Below are 21,651 nucleotides of genomic sequence, written 5' to 3'. Positions count from 1 at the left end.
GCACGCTTTTTTGTTTAGAGTCAGTCACTCATTTCGAGACCTATCCATCAACGTTCTGACTCTTCAAATGCCATGGACACTGAGTTGACACAATAACGTAGCCCTGTTTCCGTTGGGCCATCATTAAACACATGCCCAAGATGGCTGTCGCAATTTACACATCTTACTTCCGTTCGTAACATGCCATGGCTATTATCTTCAACGTACTTAACCGCCCCCTCAACCGCCAGCTCAAAACTCGGCCAACCACAGCCAGAGTCGAACTTAGTGCTCGAATCAAATAGCAAAGCATCACAACACACACAATGATACGAACCGTTTTTGTGATTGTGCAATAAAGCCCCACTAAACGGAGGCTCAGTGTGCCCCAAGCGGCAGACCTTGTAGGCCTCGTCAGAAAGGTTTTCTTTCCACTTTTCATCAGAATGCGTTGTCATTACGTCCTCTAGTCTGGGAGTTTGGCGTCTACTACTCAATAAGCATCTGTATGACGCTCTATTTTGATGCTTACTGGAATATTCGCTCTTTTATTACCTTTTAATTGTGCTCAGTACCAGTTTGAACCCTAAGCATCGCTGACTGCATCACAACTTCCACACACTGGTGCTGCAAGCGTCACGGAAATGACATGTCACAAGAAACATCCAGAGCAACATGCGCTTTTCGTTTGTTTTTGATCAGTTTTACTTAACTTTTAACCACATAACTGCATAGCCGCTGAAACTGCGCCCAATTCTCAAAATTCGCACGCAATGGAACACACTTTCTTTCCATACTTTTTCGTTAGCCATAAACAATACAAGACACCCCTGTACACAAACGTAGCTAACAGTAAGTGGCACATTATTTTCAACATTCCGTGTAAAACACCAAAGAATTGTTTAGGTGATGTAAAAATAATCCGTACTATTTTTTGATTTTAAGCAATTTAGGTGGGTTTTTTGCTTGCATGGGTGGTACCGATTCTGTAATTTTACTACCAGTTTCATTTTTCACTAGATATCAAAGTTGTGGAGCAACGTAATGACTATCAAAGTAGGTATTAACGGTTTTGGCCGTATCGGCCGTTTTGTTTTCCGTGCATCTGTTGAGCGTAACGACATCGAAGTTGTCGCGATCAATGACCTGATCGACGTAGAATACATGGCGTACATGTTGAAGTACGACTCAACTCACGGCCGTTTCAACGGTACTGTAGAAGTTGTAGACGGTAACTTGGTTGTTAACGGTAAAACAGTTCGCGTAACTGCAGAACGTAACCCAACCGAACTTCAGTGGGACGCAGTAGGCGTTGATGTTGTAGCTGAAGCTACAGGTATCTTCCTGACTGATGAAACTGCTCGTCAGCACATCACTGCAGGCGCGAAGAAAGTTGTTTTGACTGGTCCTTCTAAAGATGCGACCCCAATGTTCGTAATGGGCGTTAACCAAGACACTTACGCAGGCCAAGACATCGTTTCTAACGCTTCTTGTACGACTAACTGCCTAGCGCCAATCGCTAAAGTACTGAACGACAACTTCGGTATCGAATCTGGCCTGATGACTACTGTTCACGCAACGACAGCAACTCAGAAGACTGTTGACGGTCCTTCTGCGAAAGACTGGCGTGGCGGTCGTGGTGCTTCTCAGAACATCATCCCATCATCAACTGGCGCAGCTAAAGCAGTAGGCGTAGTTCTTCCAGAACTAAACGGCAAACTGACTGGTATGGCTTTCCGCGTACCAACTGCAAACGTTTCTGTTGTTGACCTAACTGTTAACCTGAAAAATGCAGCAACTTACGCTGAAATCTGTGCAGCGATGAAAGCCGCTTCAGAAGGCGAAATGGCTGGCGTTCTTGGTTACACTGAAGACGAAGTTGTTTCACAAGACTTCATCGGTGAAGTTCAAACTTCAGTATTCGATGCGAAAGCTGGTGTTGCTCTGACTGACAAATTCGTTAAAGTTGTATCTTGGTACGACAACGAAATCGGTTACTCAAACAAAGTTCTGGATCTGGTTGCTCACATCTCTAAGTAATCATTCCGGATTGCCTATTAGGGCATGAGTGACAAAAGGCGGCTTATTGGCCGCCTTTTTTGTATCTAAATTTCACATTCAGAAGGCACATTTCATGGACGTTAAACAGCTCCCAACTACTGCTGTACTCTCTGACTATGTCACCATTTGCGAACTTGACGGCATCAAAGTGGTTCGCGTTATCCACCCAAAAGCCACCGCAGCAATCTCTCTCTTCGGCGCGCATGTACTTAGCTTTCAGCCATCAGGTAAGAAAGAAACCATCTGGATGAGCGAAAACGCGGATCTGAGCGGCACGAAAGCCATTCGCGGTGGTATTCCTGTCTGTTGGCCTTGGTTTGGCAAAGCTGCGGAGCCATCACACGGTTTCGCGCGTTCCAGTGAATGGGCTTTGAATGAGCACAGAGAAAATGAAGAAGGCGTCATCATCAGCCTGACTCTGACCGACACTGCTGAGACTCGTGCAATCTGGCCCCATGCTTTTCGCGCTGAATTGCTGATGGAAGTCACTGACACACTCAAAGTCAGCCTGATCAGCACCAATACCGGAGATGCGCCGATGCAGATCGGAGGCGCTCTTCATACTTACCTGAATATTGGTGATGTTACCGAGACCACTGTGTCGCAATTGGGCAACGAATACATCGAAGGCGGTATCCGCAAGCCAAGTTCAGGCAATACCGGATTCGATCAAGAAGTTGATCGCATTTATACGCACGCCAATGAAACAGTCATGGTAGAAGACCCACGTTTTCAACGTCGTTTAGCTGTCACAAACCAAGGCAACAATGCCGTGGTTGTTTGGAACCCTTGGAAAGCGCTTTCTGCCAGCATGGGTGATATGGCAGACGACAGCTACGAAACCATGGTATGTGTCGAATCGGCAGTATATGACCGAAGTGTCAAACTAGAAGCTGGCGAAAACCATACGCTATCAACCTTGATTTCAAGTCAATAACAAGCCGCTCAATCAGGGTAACGTCAGGCCGGAGCTTTCCCAAGTTCCGGTTTTTTGCCTCCATGGCCCCAGCGACTACCCCCTCCTCCCATCAAATCCCAGCGCATATTGAACGCAATGAAGTCAGTTATCCCTAAATACTAAGCTCGCTTAGGTAGACATCCTTTGATGTTTCAATCCAAAGCGTGATTCACTCTGTAATGAAAAGTTCATCGCTATAAGAAAGTTACAGTCTGAATACAAAGCCTTATCACAAAAGGGAAAAATATCGAAAAAACAAGTAATTCAACCAAGCAAATTGATCAGTTGCTACTAGTCTTAAAAAGGTGAGGATATGAAAGCGACTGCGCCAATATCCTTTCTTATTGATAACAGCAAGATTTAGGGGGCAGGACCATGAGTATTTTCGACCACTATCGTCAGCGATACGAAGAATCTAAAGACGAAGAGCTGAGCCTTCACGAGTTTCTGGACCTTTGCCGGGAAGATCGCGGTGTCTATTCCAATGCGGCAGAGCGTTTGTTAACGGCCATTGGCGAGCCAGAAATGATCGATACCGCTCACGATCCTCGTTTGAGCAGACTTTTCTCTAACCGCATCATCTCTCGATATAAAACATTCGAAGATTTCTACGGGATGGAAGAAGCGATTGAACAAATCGTCTCCTACCTCAAACACGCAGCCCAAGGGCTAGAAGAACGCAAGCAGATCCTGTATCTGTTAGGCCCTGTCGGCGGTGGTAAATCATCACTGGCAGAAAAACTAAAAAGCCTGATGCAGAAAGTACCTATCTATATATTGACCGCAAATGGCGAGCGTAGCCCGGTCAATGACCACCCGTTCTGTTTATTCGATGTTGTCGAAGATGGGGCATTACTCGAAAGTGAGTATGGCATATCACAACGTTGCCTGCGCTCTATCATGTCGCCTTGGGCTGCAAAGCGCCTGCACGAATTTGGCGGTGACATCAGCAAGTTTAGAGTGGTAAAGGTTCGTCCATCAATTCTCGACCAAGTCGGCATCGCGAAAACGGAACCCGGTGATGAGAACAACCAAGACATTTCATCACTGGTTGGTAAAGTGGACATCCGCCAACTTGAACATTTCTCTCAAGATGACCCCGATGCATACAGTTATTCCGGTGCATTGTGTAAAGCCAACCAAGGCTTAATGGAATTCGTAGAGATGTTTAAAGCACCGATTAAAGTGCTTCACCCGCTCCTAACTGCCACGCAAGAGGGCAACTACAACGGTACTGAAGGCCTTTCTGCATTGCCATTTGACGGCATGATCCTCGCTCACTCCAATGAATCTGAGTGGCAGACATTCCGTAACAACAAAAACAATGAAGCCTTCCTTGACCGTGTTTACATCGTGAAAGTGCCATATTGCTTACGCGTATCGGAAGAAATGAAGATCTACGACAAACTACTGCAAAACAGTGAGTTGTCAGCGGCACCGTGTTCACCGAGCACACTGGATATCCTGGCTAGATTCACTGTTCTCTCACGCTTGAAAGAGCCAGAAAACTCCAGCATCTTCTCGAAAATGCGTGTTTATGATGGCGAGACACTGAAAGACACAGATCCAAAAGCCAAGTCTTATCAAGAGTATCGTGACTATGCTGGCGTAGACGAAGGCATGAATGGTCTATCGACGCGATTCGCGTTTAAGATCCTTTCTCGCGTCTTTAACTTTGACCATTCTGAAGTTGCAGCGAACCCCGTTCATCTGTTCTACGTACTGGAACAGCAAATTGAACGTGAGCAATTCCCGCAAGATATTGCTGAGAAGTACCTGGAGCACCTCAAAGGATATCTGATCCCTAAATATGTCGAATTCATCGGCAAGGAGATCCAGACTGCCTACCTTGAGTCTTACTCAGAATACGGCCAAAACATTTTTGACCGATATGTCACCTATGCAGACTTCTGGATTCAAGATCAGGAGTATCGTGACCCTGATACTGGTCAGTTGTTCGATCGCTCTGCGCTCAACAGCGAATTGGAAAAAATCGAAAAACCCGCGGGCATCAGTAATCCAAAAGATTTCCGAAATGAAATCGTTAACTTCGTCCTTCGTGCTCGCGCGAATAACGAAGGTAGGAACCCAGGATGGACCAGCTACGAGAAGCTTCGTACCGTTATCGAGAAGAAAATGTTCTCCAACACGGAAGAGCTGCTCCCGGTCATTTCCTTCAATGCGAAAACCTCAAACGAAGAGCAGAAGAAACACGACGACTTTGTGGCTCGCATGATGGAAAAAGGGTATACCCGCAAACAAGTACGACTCTTGTCTGAATGGTACCTGCGCGTGCGCAAATCTTCGTAATCAGGCTGACAGTGAAGTAACGAAATACGGGGGGCTTATGGGGCATTTCATTGATCGAAGGCTCAACGGAAAGAACAAGAGTACAGTGAATCGCCAGCGTTTTTTAAGGCGTCACAAGCGACAAATCAAAGAGTCGATTGCTGATGCCGTTAATCAACGCTCAATCACTGATGTGGACAGTGGTGAGAGCATCACTATCCCTTCTCGTGACATCCGAGAGCCAACTTTCCGACAAGGCAAAGGGGGACAGCGTGATGCTGTCCACCCTGGCAACGACCAATTTATCCCTGGCGACCGCATCGAACGCCCACCTGGTGGTGGCGGAGGTGGCGGCGCTGGTGAAGGGCAAGCAAGCCCTGATGGCGAAGGTCAGGACGATTTTGTATTTCAAATCTCTAAAGACGAATATCTAGACCTCTTATTTGAAGATCTTGAGTTGCCGAATTTGAAGAAAAATCAGATGACGCAACTGGTGGAATACAAATCACACCGCTCTGGTTTTAAATCCAGTGGCGTACCTGCCAACATCGCCATTGTGCGCTCGTTGCAGAACTCTCTTGCACGCCGTACAGCAATGAGTGCAGGAAAACGCAGGCAACTACGCGAACTTGAAGCAGAGCTCGAAGCACTGCAACACACAGAGCCGGCTCAACCGTTGGAAGAAACGCGTATTCAAGAAGAAATCGACGCACTCAAAGGCAAAATTGCAGCGGTTCCATTCATCGATACGTTTGACCTTAGGTTTAAAAATTACGAGAAGCGACCACAGCCCAGCAGCCAAGCCGTTATGTTCTGTTTGATGGATGTGTCTGGCTCAATGGATCAAGCAACCAAAGATATTGCCAAGCGATTCTACATATTGCTTTATCTCTTTCTCACACGTACCTACAAAAACGTGGAAGTGGTATTTATTCGCCACCACACACAAGCAAAAGAAGTAGACGAGCATGAGTTTTTCTACTCTCAAGAAACCGGTGGCACTATTGTTTCAAGTGCACTGCGTTTGATGAACGATATTGTGAAAGAACGTTACCCATCCAATGAATGGAATGTGTATGCCGCACAAGCTTCAGATGGAGATAACTGGGCTGACGATTCACCAGGTTGTCGCGAGTTATTGCAAACGCAACTGCTTCCTGTCACGCGGTATTACGCCTATATCGAAATTACACGTCGTGCACACCAAACCTTGTGGCGTGAATATGAAGCTCTGAACGAAACTTACGAGAATTTCGCCATGCAAAACATTCGCACTGCAGACGACATTTTCCCCGTCTTCCGGGAGCTATTTAAGAAACAGGTAAGTTAACGCTTACCTCTCTTCTCTTTCAGTTTGAGATCCAAGGAGGACTTCCATGGCAGTCGCAGCTAAAAACAAAAAGAAGACACTCAGCGATGGTCCAGACTGGACATTTGATCTGCTGGACCAATATCACACAGAAATCAAACGGGTGGCTGAACACTACAAGTTAGACACCTACGTCAACCAGATAGAAATCATCACTGCCGAACAAATGATGGATGCGTACTCAAGTGTGGGCATGCCAATTAACTACAGCCATTGGTCATTTGGTAAAAAATTCATCGAAACAGAACGCGGTTATAAACATGGTCACATGGGTTTGGCTTACGAGATAGTGATCAACTCAGACCCTTGTATTGCATATTTGATGGAAGAAAACACCATCACCATGCAGGCCTTGGTTATGGCACATGCCTGTTATGGCCATAACTCATTCTTCAAAGGTAACTATCTGTTCCAAACTTGGACGGATGCAGGTTCTATCATTGATTACTTGTTGTTTGCCAAAAAGTACATCAGTGAGTGCGAAGAAAAATACGGTGTGGATGATGTTGAAAAACTCCTCGACTCCTGCCATGCGTTGATGAATTATGGCGTCGATCGCTATAAGCGCCCTCAAAAAATCTCAATGGCAGAAGAAAAAGCCCGCCAAAAAGCGCGTGAAGATTACTTGCAAACGCAAGTGAATGCCCTTTGGCGAACGATTCCGATCAGCGAGAAAGTGCTCGAGAAAACCGTAGATCGCTTTCCGTCCGAGCCACAAGAGAACATCCTCTATTTCTTTGAAAAGCACTCGCCTCTGCTTGAGCCGTGGCAACGTGAAATTGTGCGTATCGTGCGTAAAGTTAGCCAATATTTCTACCCGCAAAAACAAACGCAGGTCATGAATGAAGGGTGGGCAACTTACTGGCACTACACCATATTGAATCATCTCTATGATGAAGGCTTGGTCTCCGATCGCTTTATCATGGAATTTCTTCACAGCCACACAAACGTGGTGGCACAACCGCCTTACAACAGTAACTACTACAACGGTATTAACCCGTATGCACTTGGCTTCGCCATGTTCAAAGACATTCGCCGTATCTGTGAAGAGCCCACAGAAGAAGACAAATATTGGTTCCCTGAAATTGCAGGTTCTGAATGGCTAGAAACCATGCACTTCGCCATGCATAACTTTAAGGACGAAAGCTTCATCAGTCAGTTCCTATCACCCAAAGTGATGCGCGACATGAAGTTTTTCTCCGTCAACGATGATGACAGACAGAATTTCATTGAAGTGACCAGCATTCACAACGAGGAAGGCTATAGACAACTACGCGAGAAACTGTCTGCGCAATACAACCTCAGCAATCACGAACCTAACATTCAGGTATGGGATGTGGATTTACGCGGAAATCGCGCACTAACGCTGCGCTACGTGCCTCACAATAGAATCCCTCTCGGTAACTCACATGAGGAAGTATTAAAGCACGTGCACCGTCTATGGGGTTTTGAAGTGGTGCTTGAGGAAGAGTTGGCAGACGGAAAAGGTAAAATCATCGCAACGTGCCCGAAAAGACCACAGTTTGATCCTGATTTCATTCCGGGAAGCTAAGCCCAAAATAGGCGCTAACGACTCCGATATTCTCAACAAAATAAAAAACCGCCAGTTCGGCGGTTTTTTTGATTCTTTCACTCGAAATTGGACGCTGAATTCGGCGTGTTACGCCTCTTCTTGCTCCATCAGTTTCGCAATGGTATCGCGGTTAACGAACCACATCGCGCCACTTTCGCGGCCATATTGTTTGATGCGTTCAGCAACATCGCCATGACGACCTTCAACGGTGATACTCAGCAGATCACGGTAAAACTGAAGGGCAAGTTCGCAAGCACGCTTGTCCATGAAGTAGTAACCACCAACGCGCGAGTAAATCTTACGCATACCATTCATCGTGAGTACGTACACTTTGTTGCCAGAAAGCTGCGCCATGCCTTGGAACAACATGTAGTCAAAATAGTTAAATGCACGACCACGGCAGACTGCTTCACAGACTTCGGTGTCAACTTTACCGAAGGAGTCGAAGATTTTTTTCACGTCTTGTTGAATGGCGGCTTTTTCTTCCACCGTTTCAACAAAGCTTGCAAAGCTCTCGCTCGCTAGCAACGCTTCACAGCGGCTAATCACCTTTTCAACTAACGCTGTGCATGCCTCGGAATCACTTTTCACCGCATAGCGCATGTAAACGCCGCTGATGTCGGTACGTGCTGACAGGAGGTTTTCTAGCACACCATGAACATCTTCACCTTCAAGAGTCACCAAGGTATCCAAGATGCTTAAGCCAGATGTGTTCATGTAGTCATTAACACGCGTCGGTTTACCGTGTTGAATCGTCAACCAACCATCACGGGCCAAACGCTGAAGTACTTCACGAAGTGTGGTTCGGGTAACGCCAATCAGCTCTGACAGCTCGCGCTCTGCGGGAAGAATTGAGCCTTGCGGAAAATGATTATTCCAAATGCTCTCGATAATATATTTCTCAGCAAACGTTGCCGGACTGTCCGCCTTAATAACCATTTGTTGTTGTTTCCAAGTTGCTTCTTATCTTGATTAATAACTCATCATACCACTGATGGTCACAACCTAGAAACCTATCAATGTTGTCGTTTTCGCGCTTTTGGCTGCGAATTGACGGCATACATCACAGTTAACCACATTCCATAAGGGGGTCGGGCAAATGCACCAATCTGGGTTGGTATAAGACTATTTGCAGTGCCCACATGACGTGTTTGTTATAGGTTTTCTTTCATTGTTGTTGTCTCTTTGTATCTATGTTGTCTAAACAACTGATTAAATGCGCGCTTATCCGCAAAGTACTGATTAATCTTGATCCGCATCACTGTATACAACCGGACTCACGCATAAAATAATCGCGCCAAAATGTTACCAAATATTTCAAGCCATACGGGGTCGCGTCGCGTTTTTTCGTAACATACTCCAGTAATTTAATTAACATGCAAAGGATTGTTGACTGTTTGGAAAGTCGCTGTATTGTGTGCTCCGAGTTTGCCTATGCGATGGGTTTCAATAGTATTTTTTACCGAGTAATCATTATTTTGTTGTTTGACTTCATGTCACCCACAAAAACGGAAAAAGTTACCTAACCATCACCCAATGCAACTGCTCATTTACACCTTCATTTCAAGCCCCCAAGAATATTTGCTTTTTCTATAAGAACAGAGACAAAAACATGGCCATTACGCTCAGGAACGCTTTTATCAAGAACTTTCTCGGTAAAGCGCCCGATTGGTACAAAGCGGCGATCATCGCGTTTTTGATTATCAACCCCATTGTTTTCGCAATTGACCCGTTTGTTGCTGGTTGGTTGCTGGTTGTTGAATTTATTTTCACATTAGCGATGGCTTTGAAATGCTACCCGCTTCAGCCCGGTGGTTTACTGGCGATTGAAGCCGTAGCCATAGGGATGACAAGCGCCGAGACAGTAAAACATGAACTGGTAGCCAACTTTGAAGTGCTACTCCTTCTGATCTTCATGGTCGCGGGCATCTACTTCATGAAGCAGCTACTGCTGTTTATGTTTACCAAAATACTGCTTGGTATTCGGTCGAAGTCCCTGCTATCTCTCGCTTTCTGTGCAGCAGCTGCGCTACTGTCTGCGTTCTTGGATGCCCTGACTGTTATTGCTGTTATTATCAGCGTAGCCGTCGGCTTTTACTCTATTTATCACCGTGTCGCATCGGGTGGTTCACCGGATAATGACCATACCTCAGATGATCACCTTGGCGATGATTTGAGCCGTGATGACCTTGAACAATACCGCGCATTTCTGCGCAGCCTGTTAATGCATGCCGGTGTCGGTACCGCACTTGGTGGTGTAATGACCATGGTTGGCGAACCGCAAAACCTTATCATTGCAGAAAAAGCAGGGTGGCAATTCGGTGAATTCATCATCCGTATGTTGCCAGTTACCCTCCCCGTTCTGGTGTGTGGTCTTGCAACGTGCTTTCTTGTCGAGAAATTTCGCATATTTGATTACGGTACAAAACTGCCAGAAAACGTTCGTAACATTCTGTTGGAATTTGATGCCGCCGAGCGCGCAAAACGCACCAACATCGATGTTGCCAAGCTTGTTTCACAAGCACTAATCGCCGTTTTCTTGGTGATCGCACTCGCTATGCACCTTGCGGCAGTTGGCCTTATCGGTTTGACCGTTATCATTTTAGCGACGTCTTTCACCGGCGTTATTGACGAGCACCACATCGGTAAAGCCTTTGAAGAAGCGCTGCCCTTTACCGCGTTACTTGCCGTGTTCTTTGCGGTCGTTGCTGTCATCGTTGATCAGGAACTCTTTACCCCAGTTATTGCTGCCGTACTAGAAATGGAAGGTGGCTCACAGCTAACCATGTTCTATATCGCGAACGGTTTGCTTTCTATGGTGTCAGATAATGTATTCGTGGGAACCGTTTATATTAACGAAGTGAAAGCTGCGCTGATGGACGGCATGATTTCTCGCGAACAGTTTGAACTGTTGGCTGTGGCTATCAACACAGGGACTAACTTGCCGTCGGTAGCAACACCAAATGGTCAAGCGGCATTCTTGTTCTTATTGACATCAACACTGGCTCCGTTACTTCGCTTGTCATACGGCAAAATGGTGTACATGGCACTGCCGTACACCGTAGTGATGGGATTGGTTGGCCTTGCGGGCATCGAGTTTTTCTTAGTACCAATGACCGATTGGTTCGACCATGTGGGTTGGATCTCGCTAGGCACTGTTGATGCGGTAGGCGCAATAAGCACTGGTCATTAAAGATTGAATTTCAATCAAATAAACCTTTGAATACCAACGTCCCACAAACACGTGGGGCTTTGTGTTTTAAAACGGATTCTTAACCTATGTTGTCCTTCTTCAATGAAATATCTCGCGGGCGTGGCGCGTGGCTGCTGCTGATGTTGTCTGCGCTGGCATTTGAAGCCTGTGCTCTCTATTTTCAGCACATCATGAATCTTGCTCCCTGCGTCATGTGTATTTATGAGCGTGTCGCCATGATGGGTATTGTTGGGGCTGGTCTCATTGGCATTGTTGCACCAAAAAACGGCCTGTTTCGCTGGTTGGCTCTAACGGCTTGGGGTATTTCAGCAGGATGGGGTCTGAAGTTGTCGATTGAACACGTCGGTTACCAATTCCCCGATCCAAACGATCTGTTTGGTGCAACGTGCGATATCTTTGTGTCCTTCCCTTCTTGGGCGCCGCTGAATCAGTGGGTTCCGTGGATGTTTGAAGCCAGTGGTGATTGCAGCAAAATCGTTTGGGAGTTCATGACATTAACCATGCCTCAGTGGTTGGTCATTATTTTTGCCGCGATATTGGTGGTGTTTGTTGTCGTGATACTTTCTCAATTCTTCGGGAAACGCCGTGAGCGCCGTCTGTTCTAACGGATTCAGCGCAATAAGCAGTTATACCAATCAGAATAATCCCAGCTTTTCGCTGGGATTATTCTTTAAATCTTCTGAGCTGACATTCAACGTTACTGCTGCTGAAGTTGTCTCACCAACGGCTTATCTGCACCACTAAACGTATAGCGGCTAAGTGCTTCTGGTGACACCCACGCCATGGCCTGATGACAGTGCAACGTCACATCGCCTTTGAGTACTTCACAAGAATAACTACGCAGTAGAATCGACTTGTTCGGGTAATGGTGAAGGGTTTCCAGCAGAAAATCGCCCACCTTAACCTCCACACTCAACTCCTCAATCAGCTCCCTTGCCAGCGCTTCTTGGTCTGTTTCACCCTCTTCGACTTTTCCTCCGGGAAATTCCCAAAGACCAGCTTCGCTATCTTGATCATAACGTTGAGTGATCAATACGCGTTGACCATCAGCGATCACGCCAGCAACGACAAGGATTGGCGCGCTTTCTTCCATCATTTGTTGCCGCAACACTTCTTGAATTTTTTACCACTGCCACAAGGGCAAGGGTCGTTACGTCCAACAGACTTATATGGGTTAACTGCACGTGCTCCTGAACCTTGCTGAACTTCGTCAGCTGCAAGCGCGACTTCGTTAATCATCAGTGGCAGTTGCTGGTAGTATTTTTCTGGCGAAGGAAGTGAAGCAAGACCGGCTTCTTCCATTTGCGCCAGTGTTCCTTTTTCGTCGTGCAGAAACAACATGGTAGTCATCAACGCTGACAGCATACGACGACTGCCGTCTGACACCGTCACTTCGCGCCATGCTGGTTCAATGTGAGGCCAGACCGCAAGGAAGCCTTCAGCAAATGCTTGATGCTCATCATTACGTGCTTCGTCTAAAGACAGTGAATCAGGCAATGCATATTCATGCTTCATCAACGCAACGTACTGCTGCTCAAAGCGCAGCATGATGCTTCGTTTTTGCTCAGCAGTGAGAGGTTCTATATTGTCTTCATCGACACCGCCTGTTTGCAAGATAGGCAGCCATACACAAGGATCTAAGGGTGCCGGAGACAGGTTTGCTGCAAGCAGCGCACCTTCAATAAAGGTAGCAGGCATGCCATCCCAGCTGTCTTGCAGTTCAACCAATGTTGTCATTGCGGTTCTCGAAAATTGAAAGGGGGAATAATATACCGAAACGCTGCAGATATGCAGATTTCTATCACGCCATGAATCAGCGAAGTCTAGGTTTGAAATCATAGACCAAAACCTGAAAACCCAAGCTAATGGCACCAGTTGGGGTCTATTTTAAACGTGCAACGGTTCGCGTTTCATTAAATATTGCGTTTAACATATTGAATCATTCTGTACAAACCGTGGTAGCCTTATCCGCGATAGAATACGGAAGGAAATTCTTTTGCCATCGTCTCGAAGTGTCATTCTGGCCGGAGCCACAGGCTTGGTCGGTGACGAACTACTCCATCAACTGCTGGGTGATCAAAACGTGACGCATATTCATGTGGTGACGCGTAGACCTATAGCCCTCGTGTCGGACAAAATTATCGTTCATCAAAGTCCGGACTTATCAGTGACGCACTGGCAACCCCAGTGGCCTGTGCCGTTGCAAGGCTACATTTCCTTGGGAACAACCAAGCAGCAAGCGGGCTCCAAAAAAGCATTGGAAGCGGTTGATTATCAACTGGTCGTAAAAGTCGCACGAATGATGGCGGTAATGGGCGTAAAACATCTCGCCGTCGTATCTAGCCTGTTTAGCCACCCTTGGTCACCCTCCCACTACTTGCGTTGCAAAGGCAAGATGGAGCGCGCGGTATCTGAAATGGGGTTTGAACGTTTTTTGATTGCGCGTCCTGGTCCATTGCTTGGTGAGCGCGAATCTCCGAGAAAAGATGAACAAATGCTGCAACGCTTTATGCCTGCACTTTCGCCTTTCCTCGCGGGCCCTTTGGCTGATTTGGAGCCCGTAGAAGCGGTTCGAGTAGCACGCGCGATGATCACCGCCTTGTCAGAAGAAAACTGGCCGGGCCGAATCGATAGGCGCACGCTTCCTGGTCGCATCCTCAACCAGTACTGATACCGTTATTGGGCAACACTGAACAAGACAAGACAAAGTAAGCTGCATATAAATGCAAAAAGGCAGACGTCTCGTCTGCCTTTTTTACATCTTAATTTAATCGACCCTACGCCACGAAAAGCCGTGAATTAGGCGAAGACGCTCTCTTCAGCATGGCGTTCGATGTGTTTTTCAACATCGTGCAACGCGTTGGTGATGATATTCAGAATTTGCTGTTTGTCTTTTAGCTGGCGAATCTCTGCAAATAATGCATTGGCTTGCGGGTATGGCACTTGTAAATAACGGAACCATTGCTTCACTCGATTCGGGTAGTACAACCCCTTGTCACCACGAATTTCAAATTCAGAGTAGCGAACCAAAAGCGCTAACACGGCGTGCCAAGACATGGGTGCCTCACCACGCTTGATATGCGCGCCTAAATTTGGCACGTTCAACGCACCTCGGCACACCATCAAGGTGTCACAACCCGTTACGGCCTGGCAGCGTAACGCGTCTTCCTGATTCCAAATATCCCCATTGGCAGTGACAGGAATGCGTAAACGCTTGGTGATGTCACCAATCAAATCCCAGCGCACTGTGCCCGGCTTATAGGCATCCGCTTTGCTGCGACCATGCACCACAATTTCATCCGCGCCAGCCAATTGAACCGCGTCGACAATCTCTCGATACGATGAACAATCATCAAACCCTAAACGCACTTTGGCGCTGACCACGTTGCCCGCAGGAACGGCATTACGCACGGCTTTCACCACTTGAAACAGCAACTCAGGCTCTTTAAGCAAAGCAGCTCCGCCTTTACTGCCATTGACCGTTTTGGAAGGACACCCAAAGTTGATATCGACCCCCGCAGAACCAAGCTCAATCACTTGCGCAGCGTTCTCTGCCATAAACTGTGGCGACTGACCCAGCAATTGCACGCGTACGGGCGTTCCTGATGGCGTTTTACCACCCGCTTCAAGCTCCGGACACATACGGTGATAGACACGCGGCGGAAGCAAAGCATCAACAATACGGACAAACTCGGTCACGCACATGTCGTAACCGTTAATTTCGGTGAGCATTTGACGCATCAAAGCATCAAGCACGCCTTCCATTGGACCAAGAACAAGCTTCACGCTTACTTGCCTCGTCTCGGATGGTTCAGAATGTGGTCTTCCCAGTCAATCACGTCGATTTCGTAAACCACTTTCTCACGCACAGACTCATCGGCGGCATGCATAGCATCTTTCGAGCCCGTGATTAACGGGTGCCACGCTGGCAGTGGCTTATCTTCTGCCAACAAGCGATATGCGCAGGTATCCGGCAGCCAGTAGAACTCCTCGATCTTGTCACGTGACAATTTCAAGCAGTCTTCGTCATAGCTAAAACGATTTTCATAGTCTTTGCATGAGCACGTTTTGTCGTTCAGCAAGCTACACGCGATATTGGTGTAGTAAAGCTCTTCGGTGTCTTCATCAATCAACTTATGAAGACAGCACTTTCCGCAACCGTCGCACAGTGATTCCCACTCCGCATCCGTCATGTCAGTCAGTGTTTTTTGTTCCCAGAAAGGTGTCGTCATGTTTATGTGTACCGTTGATATTGAGATAAAACCAAGAGGCGCCCGTTATACCACCCAGCCCAAAAAGTTCAAGGACTATCCCCTCTCTCGCGGCGTATCGAACAAAGGAAAACCAATTATCAAGCGGTTATAAGCCGCCTTTGCCTAAACATGCGTTGAATGATAATGTGCGCGCCTTATTGTCACTGAGTGTTGGGCGCATCGGATGAAAGAGCAAGAAATGAGTTGCCGTTTAGGCTGTGGGGCATGTTGTATTGCACCTAGCATTTCATCGGCCATTCCGGGAATGCCAAATGGAAAGCCAGCGGGTGAACGCTGTATTCAGCTTGGTGACAATAATTTGTGCAAGATATTCGGCCAACCAGATCGCCCTGCCGTGTGCAGCCAATTCAAAGCCGACCGAGACATTTGCGGTGGAAGCAATCAATTCGCGATTGATGTACTCACCGAGTTAGAAGCACTCACTTAATCTTAATGACGTTCTGCCACTTCCTCTTCAGTAAGTTCACGCACCACACGCGCTGGGTTCCCCACCGCAACATGGTTGGCAGGTATGTCTTTCGTCACCACGCTGCCCGCCCCAATCACACAGTTCTTACCAATGGTCACGCCCGGTAATACAATCACACTGCCGCCAAGCCAGACATTGTCACCAATGGTGATAGGCAATCCGTACTCTTCCAGATCAATGACCCTACGCCCCACATCAAGAGGATGTGTCGCAGTAAGCAATTGCACGTTATTTGCCATCATCACACGGTTGCCGATGCGAACAGGCGCGACATCTAAAATTGTGCAATTAAAATTCATAAACACATTCTCACCAATTTCAGTGTGAATGCCGTAATCACAGAAAAATGGCGGCTCGATATACACATTTTCTGCTGCATTCGGCAAGAGGTCACGCTTAGCCGCTTTCCAATCATCACTTTCTGGTAAGCTCTGATTAAACCGATGCATGGCTTCTCGGCAGCGCATTTTATCCGCCACCAGCTCTGGGTCACTGGCAAGATAAAGCTCGCCACTTAGCATTTTTTGCTTTTCTGTTTTCATTTTTCTCGCTTAATTGCGCACACTTACTGATAAGAAAGAAAACATTACCTCAACCTGGAGATCCAATGCTGAGACCCTTGTCTGCCTTCTTATTTTTACTGCTCGGTTTGACAGGCTGCGCCTCATCACCTTTGCCACAGCTTTCGAAAGGAGCGACGGATTGTGAACAAACACTTTACCGTTTCTATCAAAACGTGGATTCTACACGCGACTACCTGTTGCCTTATCATCTAGACCCGCGATTTCCGCACCTTGCTTTTGATCGAATCAGTGCTTCTTTTGCAAACCAACTCGACAGTCACGCTTCGCGCACCGAATGGCTCAGCTATGTCTCAGGCCTTGGTCAGCAACAGCTCACCACTGCTTTGGCTTTATCAACGAATATCGAACCTGAACAACAAGCAGTATTAACCCAATGTCAGCAGGCACTCACTACCGTAAGCGCAGACAGCGACGATTTCTGGCAAGCCATTAGTGATGCCGCACCCATGCTGCCCACCGCGTATCAGCATTGGAAGCGCGTGTTGGGTGCTTATCCCATCGCCAGCAAAGTGGCACAATCAAGAATCGAACAAGAACAAGACCACATCAGAAGTGAATTTGGCCGCTCATTGGCCTATCCGTACCATTACAGCGAAGCCTCAAAGATATTGTCACAGCCTATGTCACAAGAGCAGATTGAACACATGATGAGAAGCATCCGCCGCTCTTCTTCACTGGGTTGGCCAATGTTCAATGAAACGCAAACACGACAACTCTTGAACCATTACACACCCATAGTGACCGTTGAAACCTTGACGCAGGATGACCTAATCGGCGCGCTTGGATTGGACGACGCAAACACGCCCTTCGTAAACACACAAGTTCCCATGATCTACCGAGGCATCAGCTATACGCGATTTGATGGTGATATTTTGCCTCAACTTAATTACGTGCTTTGGTTTCCCGCTAGAACCGCCAAAGGGACGTTTGACCCCTATTCGGGCGCATTGGATGCGATTAACCTTCGCCTGACTTTAGACACTGACGGCTCGCCACTGATCTTCGATTCTATCCATCAATGTGGCTGCTTCCACATGGTGTATGCCCTCAAGCCGACACTGCAATTCACGCAAAGCGATGATGAACGACCGATTGAGAACCACCTTCCTCAACCGAGCCCATCTTCTCGTCTTCATGTGTCATTGACCGGTGGCGAGCACATGGTCAATCAGGTGAGTTTTACCGATAACATCCCCGCCACGATTAGGCTTGAAGCTAATCCGCTAGCCATATTAATGACGTTGAAAACAAAAACGGGAAGTATGATGAGTCCGTTCAATCGCCACGGTGTCATCACGGAAAGCGCAAGAGGAGAAGAATGGTTCTTATGGCCGTTTGGGGTTCGCTCACCCGGCGCCATGCGCCAACAAGGGCAGCATGCCATTGCCTTTGTCGGTGAACGACATTTTGATGAGGCGTTTATGTTTGATGGCTTGTTGGAAAGACTTGAAGACGAAAGATGAAAGATGAAAAATGAAAAATGAAAAATCTGAAGCCCAGAAAACAAAAAAGCGAGCTGTTTAAGCTCGCTTTTTCTCACCCATAAAGGTGAATCGCCAACCGCACTGATTAGTGCACGTGGCCGTGTTCAATTTCTTCTGGCGTCGCGTCACGGACTTCGCGGACTTCGCCTTCAAAATGCAGCACCAAACCCGCTAAAGGATGGTTGCCGTCAATCGTGACTTGCTCGCCATCTATCTCTGCGATAGTCACTTGGATATCACCTTGAGGACCTTGCGCATTGAAGACCATACCCACTTCAATCTCTTCAACGCCTTGGAAAACACTTTTTTCTACCGTTTGGATCATCGATTCATTACGTGGGCCGTAAGCATCGTCAGGTTGGACGACTGCACTAAACGCATCGCCTACCGCTTTGCCGGTCAATGCATTTTCCAAACCTGGAATAATGTTGCCCGTGCCATGCAGATACGCTAACGGCTCTTTGCCTTCTGATGAATCAATCACTTGGCCTGATTCGTCTTTTACCGTGTAATCGATTTTTACAACTTTGTTATCTTCAATCATCTTGCCATCCTTTGTCGGCAGCGAATATGTGCATCTGAATTGACAGATACCGACTCCCCACAGTGGAGGGATACGTTGACTCTAACACAGGGAAAGTGACACTCGTATTGAAGGCCTAAATCCGTGAGATTAAATTCGAAAAAACGTGAACTTAGGCCTATCTGTGCACGAAAGCATGCAACATTCGCCGTATTGTTGAATCTTCGTTTATCGCCAAAGTGCCTTCAACGGACAATCAGGGCTAAAACGGTGTGCCACTTGCGCTTGCAACAATTCTGCCGTCGCAATGGCATCTATCAATGCATTATGCCCTTGATAGAATGGCAAATTGTAGCGGCGTCGACTGTCGGCTAAACGAATTGAAGTCAACGGTTTACGCAATACACATGACCAAAATTTGTGCCTGGGTTTACGGTAAAACCATGACTCAATTTCCAGTGTATCAATCACAGGGAACAGTAACCCTTCACCCAATCGCTGCTTAATCGCCGAATCAATGAATTCACGCTCGATACGACGATAATGCACCACCACGATTTTGCCTTCTAAGGCCGCCAATACTTCTTCGAGAATACGGCGTAAATCGGGTGCATCACAGACATCGGAATGGGTAATACCATGAAACACGACCGAATCTTCATGCAAGGCTTTACGCGGTTTCACTATCCAATGTTTCGCGTCACGGCAATGAATACGTGACAACGTAAAAGGCACCAACCCAACACTGATGATCTCGCTTTTCAGCGGATCGAGCCCTGTGGTTTCAAGATCAAGGGCGACAAACTCCAGCTCAGAAAGCGGCGTGTCTCCGTTGGTATTGGTCACTTCATAAAAGCGCCTCAGCAAAGGGACTTTTGCTTTTTGTTTTAATCGCTCAATCAACGTTGGCCAATCAGGGCCTGCATTCGCGGGTGTTGCTTGTTTAGGAGGAGCAAGATACAACATGATAACCCCCTAGTTACTGCGATTCGGTTGATAGCGATATTTCAAAAACTTCTGCGCATTACTTAGGATTTGGAACGCATCCTTCAGGTTACGGCGCTCAAACTCAGACAAGTTATCTGGTTCGATGTTGTTATCCGGTTCAATATCCGCTTCGACATCTAATGCCTGATGGCGAATACGCACGGTGGAAATAAACTCCATCGCATCGCGAATATCTTCACCACGACCTTTTGGCAAAATCCCAGCTTCAATGATGTCATCAAGGCGCTCAAAGGAGTTCTGAGAACGAGAGTCCACTGCCAGCGCATGGACTCGGATCAAATCCGCCAGTGGCGCAGTGCCGCGTCGCTTCAAGTTCATGGAATTCTTGTGGCGACCGTCTTGTTCCATCACGAAGTTTTTAAAGAAACCCAATGGCGGCGTGCGGTTCAACGCATTGCGCGCCATACAAGCCAAAAAGCGGTTATTACGGCGAGCACGACGGCCAATGAAAGCTTTCAGCGTTTCCGCCCAGTTCGTCGCGCCATAAACCCCATCAAGATCAAAGAAGATACTACTGTTAAGCAAAGACTTAGGATTGGGTTGGTCAATCCAGTCAGCAAAACACGCTTCCCATTCCGTGCGAGTTTTACGCCATTCGGGGTTTGTCGCCATAATGTTACCTGTACAATAGCTGTAACCGCAGCGTGCAAGCCCATCACTGACAAACTTGGCTAAGTGAGCAAAATACTCATCGTGCTCAGCGGGGTCGTATTTGTCATCCAAGATCATGGCATTGTCTTGGTCAGTCACAATTAATTGCTCATCACGCGCCATCGAGCCCAGAGCCAAGAAACAATACGGCACGGGTGGCGGGCCAAATTCTTCTTCGCCCAACTCCAGCAAGCGCTGTTTGAAGCTGCGCCCGATAACCGCCATTGCAGAACCAATCATGTGCGAGTTGGCATCTTCAGACACCATGCGCGAGAAGCAAGCTGGCACGCCTTTGGCAATGGCTTCCAAATCATCAATGGTTTGCTGACGATAAATGCTGCTGACGATCACCAAACTGCTTTGAGACTCGTAACGAACAATGTCAGACAACGCAATCACGCCCACTGGTTTTTGGTGGCGGAGAATAGGCAAATGATGCAGGTTGTTTCTCAGCATCGCCAACATGGCTTCAAACACATAGGCATTGTGATCAAGGGTGATCAACTGCGGTGTTAAGATCTCTGAAACCTGCGTTTCATAAGGCAAACCCAAGGCGATGACACGAGAACGCAAATCGCGATCAGTGATAATACCTACCACGCGCGTCGTTTCCTGATCGTCTTCGTCTGTTTCCGTGGTCATGACCAACAACGAAGAAACACCTTCATCCGTCATGATTTTCGCGGCTTGTTGAATCGTCGCTTCACATTCCACGGTCACCGGATCACGAAGAATCAGGGAACTGACTTTCGAGGTTGTCAGGTCATTGCTGTCACTCTGGCTTTCAACTGCCTGACGCAAACGCGTGGTGTCTTCCGTTTCCATGAAGTCAGAGAACACTTCGAAACGCTCAAAGAGATCGTCAAATACCGTATCAGGAATGAAATACACCAAGCTGTCTTCAATGGCCTTGGCGGCATAACGAACCCGACGGTTCATTAATAGCCCCCATTGACCGAAGATCCCGCCTTCAGACAAGCGATTAAACAGCTCACCGTTTCGACGGTATATTTCGAGTACACCGCTTCTCACTACACACAAATCATGGATAGGTGCGCCGTATTCAAAAAGCTGCGTATCTGCACGAAAATAGGATATTTCCACCTGCTTGGCGACCTCGTCGACCACCTCTTCCGGCAAATGATTAAACGGTGCATGTTGTTTGAGAAACGCTGCGATTTCTATTTGTTCCGCTTCCATTAATTCTCAATCTCT

20 protein-coding genes are annotated in these 21,651 nt (G+C 47.3%); 10 read left to right on the top strand and 10 right to left on the bottom strand.

Annotated elements, in window-relative coordinates:
* Positions 1-47: 47 nt before the first annotated feature.
* On the bottom strand, positions 48-437 hold the full coding sequence (gene msrB / locus A1OO_RS04800) for a peptide-methionine (R)-S-oxide reductase MsrB (protein ID WP_016958414.1): 390 nt from the start codon (positions 435-437) through the stop codon (positions 48-50).
* A 586-nt stretch (positions 438-1,023) separates the two neighbouring features.
* On the opposite strand from msrB, the gene gap reads away from it, so the two are divergent.
* From gap to A1OO_RS04775, 5 genes are all read left to right on the top strand, one after another.
* Entirely contained in the window at positions 1,024-2,019 is a 996-nt protein-coding gene (gap, locus tag A1OO_RS04795) for a type I glyceraldehyde-3-phosphate dehydrogenase (protein WP_016958415.1), read from the top strand.
* Between the two features lie 94 nt (positions 2,020-2,113).
* The gene (locus A1OO_RS04790; RefSeq protein ID WP_017004789.1) at positions 2,114-2,977 is read left to right on the top strand and encodes a D-hexose-6-phosphate mutarotase; all 864 of its coding nucleotides are present in this window, start codon (positions 2,114-2,116) and stop codon (positions 2,975-2,977) included.
* Between the two features lie 396 nt (positions 2,978-3,373).
* Positions 3,374-5,308 (top strand): PrkA family serine protein kinase, encoded by a 1,935-nt coding sequence (locus tag A1OO_RS04785; protein ID WP_016958417.1) that lies wholly within the window; start codon positions 3,374-3,376, stop codon positions 5,306-5,308.
* Between the two features lie 37 nt (positions 5,309-5,345).
* The gene (locus A1OO_RS04780; protein WP_026024046.1) at positions 5,346-6,617 is read left to right on the top strand and encodes a YeaH/YhbH family protein; all 1,272 of its coding nucleotides are present in this window, start codon (positions 5,346-5,348) and stop codon (positions 6,615-6,617) included.
* A 46-nt stretch (positions 6,618-6,663) separates the two neighbouring features.
* Positions 6,664-8,208, top strand: a complete 1,545-nt coding sequence (locus tag A1OO_RS04775; protein ID WP_017004788.1) for a SpoVR family protein — start codon at positions 6,664-6,666, stop codon at positions 8,206-8,208.
* 108 nt (positions 8,209-8,316) lie between these two features.
* Here A1OO_RS04775 and fadR read toward each other — a convergent pair whose 3' ends face one another.
* A complete protein-coding gene (fadR, locus tag A1OO_RS04770; protein ID WP_016958420.1) occupies positions 8,317-9,168 on the bottom strand; it encodes a fatty acid metabolism transcriptional regulator FadR in 852 nt (283 codons plus the stop codon).
* A gap of 673 nt (positions 9,169-9,841) precedes the next feature.
* On the opposite strand from fadR, the gene nhaB reads away from it, so the two are divergent.
* Positions 9,842-11,422: a Na(+)/H(+) antiporter NhaB gene (gene nhaB, locus A1OO_RS04765; protein ID WP_017004787.1), complete on the top strand. Its 1,581-nt coding sequence runs from the start codon at positions 9,842-9,844 to the stop codon at positions 11,420-11,422.
* Positions 11,423-11,508: 86 nt separating this feature from the next.
* Positions 11,509-12,048: a disulfide bond formation protein DsbB gene (dsbB, locus tag A1OO_RS04760; protein WP_017004786.1), complete on the top strand. Its 540-nt coding sequence runs from the start codon at positions 11,509-11,511 to the stop codon at positions 12,046-12,048.
* A gap of 92 nt (positions 12,049-12,140) precedes the next feature.
* On the opposite strand, the gene A1OO_RS04755 is transcribed toward dsbB, so the two are convergent.
* Positions 12,141-12,539, bottom strand: coding sequence for a (deoxy)nucleoside triphosphate pyrophosphohydrolase (locus A1OO_RS04755; protein ID WP_026024045.1), 399 nt, complete (start codon positions 12,537-12,539; stop codon positions 12,141-12,143).
* On the bottom strand, positions 12,536-13,180 hold the full coding sequence (locus A1OO_RS04750; protein WP_016958424.1) for a YecA family protein: 645 nt from the start codon (positions 13,178-13,180) through the stop codon (positions 12,536-12,538). Before A1OO_RS04750 ends, A1OO_RS04755 begins: the two co-directional genes overlap by 4 nt.
* A 259-nt stretch (positions 13,181-13,439) precedes the next feature.
* On the opposite strand from A1OO_RS04750, the gene A1OO_RS04745 reads away from it, so the two are divergent.
* Positions 13,440-14,114, top strand: a complete 675-nt coding sequence (locus tag A1OO_RS04745; RefSeq protein WP_016958425.1) for a hypothetical protein — start codon at positions 13,440-13,442, stop codon at positions 14,112-14,114.
* 128 nt (positions 14,115-14,242) lie between these two features.
* On the opposite strand, the gene dusC is transcribed toward A1OO_RS04745, so the two are convergent.
* Together dusC and A1OO_RS04735 are read right to left on the bottom strand one after the other, a co-directional pair.
* Positions 14,243-15,229: a tRNA dihydrouridine(16) synthase DusC gene (gene dusC, locus A1OO_RS04740; RefSeq protein ID WP_017004784.1), complete on the bottom strand. Its 987-nt coding sequence runs from the start codon at positions 15,227-15,229 to the stop codon at positions 14,243-14,245.
* A 2-nt stretch (positions 15,230-15,231) separates the two neighbouring features.
* Positions 15,232-15,675, bottom strand: coding sequence for a YcgN family cysteine cluster protein (locus A1OO_RS04735; RefSeq protein WP_017004783.1), 444 nt, complete (start codon positions 15,673-15,675; stop codon positions 15,232-15,234).
* Between the two features lie 205 nt (positions 15,676-15,880).
* On the opposite strand from A1OO_RS04735, the gene A1OO_RS04730 reads away from it, so the two are divergent.
* Entirely contained in the window at positions 15,881-16,144 is a 264-nt protein-coding gene (locus A1OO_RS04730) for a YkgJ family cysteine cluster protein (RefSeq protein ID WP_017004781.1), read from the top strand.
* Between the two features lie 2 nt (positions 16,145-16,146).
* On the opposite strand, the gene A1OO_RS04725 is transcribed toward A1OO_RS04730, so the two are convergent.
* Positions 16,147-16,728, bottom strand: a complete 582-nt coding sequence (locus A1OO_RS04725) for a sugar O-acetyltransferase (protein ID WP_017004780.1) — start codon at positions 16,726-16,728, stop codon at positions 16,147-16,149.
* A 65-nt stretch (positions 16,729-16,793) separates the two neighbouring features.
* On the opposite strand from A1OO_RS04725, the gene A1OO_RS04720 reads away from it, so the two are divergent.
* Positions 16,794-18,233, top strand: a complete 1,440-nt coding sequence (locus A1OO_RS04720) for a hypothetical protein (RefSeq protein ID WP_017004779.1) — start codon at positions 16,794-16,796, stop codon at positions 18,231-18,233.
* A 106-nt stretch (positions 18,234-18,339) separates the two neighbouring features.
* On the opposite strand, the gene A1OO_RS04715 is transcribed toward A1OO_RS04720, so the two are convergent.
* The 3 genes from A1OO_RS04715 to A1OO_RS04705 all read right to left on the bottom strand — a co-directional run bounded on the left by A1OO_RS04715 (position 18,340) and on the right by A1OO_RS04705 (position 21,636).
* On the bottom strand, positions 18,340-18,798 hold the full coding sequence (locus A1OO_RS04715) for an FKBP-type peptidyl-prolyl cis-trans isomerase (RefSeq protein ID WP_016958431.1): 459 nt from the start codon (positions 18,796-18,798) through the stop codon (positions 18,340-18,342).
* A gap of 207 nt (positions 18,799-19,005) precedes the next feature.
* The gene (locus A1OO_RS04710) at positions 19,006-19,743 is read right to left on the bottom strand and encodes a 3'-5' exonuclease (protein ID WP_016958432.1); all 738 of its coding nucleotides are present in this window, start codon (positions 19,741-19,743) and stop codon (positions 19,006-19,008) included.
* Between the two features lie 9 nt (positions 19,744-19,752).
* Positions 19,753-21,636 (bottom strand): DUF294 nucleotidyltransferase-like domain-containing protein, encoded by a 1,884-nt coding sequence (locus tag A1OO_RS04705; protein ID WP_017004778.1) that lies wholly within the window; start codon positions 21,634-21,636, stop codon positions 19,753-19,755.
* Positions 21,637-21,651 lie beyond the last annotated feature (15 nt).

Source organism: Enterovibrio norvegicus FF-33, assembly GCF_000286835.2.
Lineage (GTDB): Bacteria > Pseudomonadota > Gammaproteobacteria > Enterobacterales > Vibrionaceae > Enterovibrio > Enterovibrio norvegicus_A.
The sequence above is the reverse complement of the archived record's forward strand: the minus strand, read 5'-3'. Positions and strand labels throughout refer to the sequence as shown.

Coding starts and splice junctions, on each gene's coding strand:
- A1OO_RS04730 (WP_017004781.1), top strand. CDS start 15,881: ATGAAAGAGCAAGAAATGAGTTGCCGTTTAGGCTGTGGGGCATGTTGT.
- A1OO_RS04705 (WP_017004778.1), bottom strand. CDS start 21,636: ATGGAAGCGGAACAAATAGAAATCGCAGCGTTTCTCAAACAACATGCA.
- A1OO_RS04790 (WP_017004789.1), top strand. CDS start 2,114: ATGGACGTTAAACAGCTCCCAACTACTGCTGTACTCTCTGACTATGTC.
- A1OO_RS04715 (WP_016958431.1), bottom strand. CDS start 18,798: ATGATTGAAGATAACAAAGTTGTAAAAATCGATTACACGGTAAAAGAC.
- A1OO_RS04755 (WP_026024045.1), bottom strand. CDS start 12,539: ATGATGGAAGAAAGCGCGCCAATCCTTGTCGTTGCTGGCGTGATCGCT.
- fadR (WP_016958420.1), bottom strand. CDS start 9,168: ATGGTTATTAAGGCGGACAGTCCGGCAACGTTTGCTGAGAAATATATT.
- A1OO_RS04775 (WP_017004788.1), top strand. CDS start 6,664: ATGGCAGTCGCAGCTAAAAACAAAAAGAAGACACTCAGCGATGGTCCA.
- A1OO_RS04725 (WP_017004780.1), bottom strand. CDS start 16,728: ATGAAAACAGAAAAGCAAAAAATGCTAAGTGGCGAGCTTTATCTTGCC.
- A1OO_RS04710 (WP_016958432.1), bottom strand. CDS start 19,743: ATGTTGTATCTTGCTCCTCCTAAACAAGCAACACCCGCGAATGCAGGC.
- nhaB (WP_017004787.1), top strand. CDS start 9,842: ATGGCCATTACGCTCAGGAACGCTTTTATCAAGAACTTTCTCGGTAAA.
- A1OO_RS04735 (WP_017004783.1), bottom strand. CDS start 15,675: ATGACGACACCTTTCTGGGAACAAAAAACACTGACTGACATGACGGAT.
- msrB (WP_016958414.1), bottom strand. CDS start 437: ATGACAACGCATTCTGATGAAAAGTGGAAAGAAAACCTTTCTGACGAG.
- A1OO_RS04780 (WP_026024046.1), top strand. CDS start 5,346: ATGGGGCATTTCATTGATCGAAGGCTCAACGGAAAGAACAAGAGTACA.
- gap (WP_016958415.1), top strand. CDS start 1,024: ATGACTATCAAAGTAGGTATTAACGGTTTTGGCCGTATCGGCCGTTTT.
- A1OO_RS04750 (WP_016958424.1), bottom strand. CDS start 13,180: ATGACAACATTGGTTGAACTGCAAGACAGCTGGGATGGCATGCCTGCT.
- dsbB (WP_017004786.1), top strand. CDS start 11,509: ATGTTGTCCTTCTTCAATGAAATATCTCGCGGGCGTGGCGCGTGGCTG.
- A1OO_RS04785 (WP_016958417.1), top strand. CDS start 3,374: ATGAGTATTTTCGACCACTATCGTCAGCGATACGAAGAATCTAAAGAC.
- A1OO_RS04720 (WP_017004779.1), top strand. CDS start 16,794: ATGCTGAGACCCTTGTCTGCCTTCTTATTTTTACTGCTCGGTTTGACA.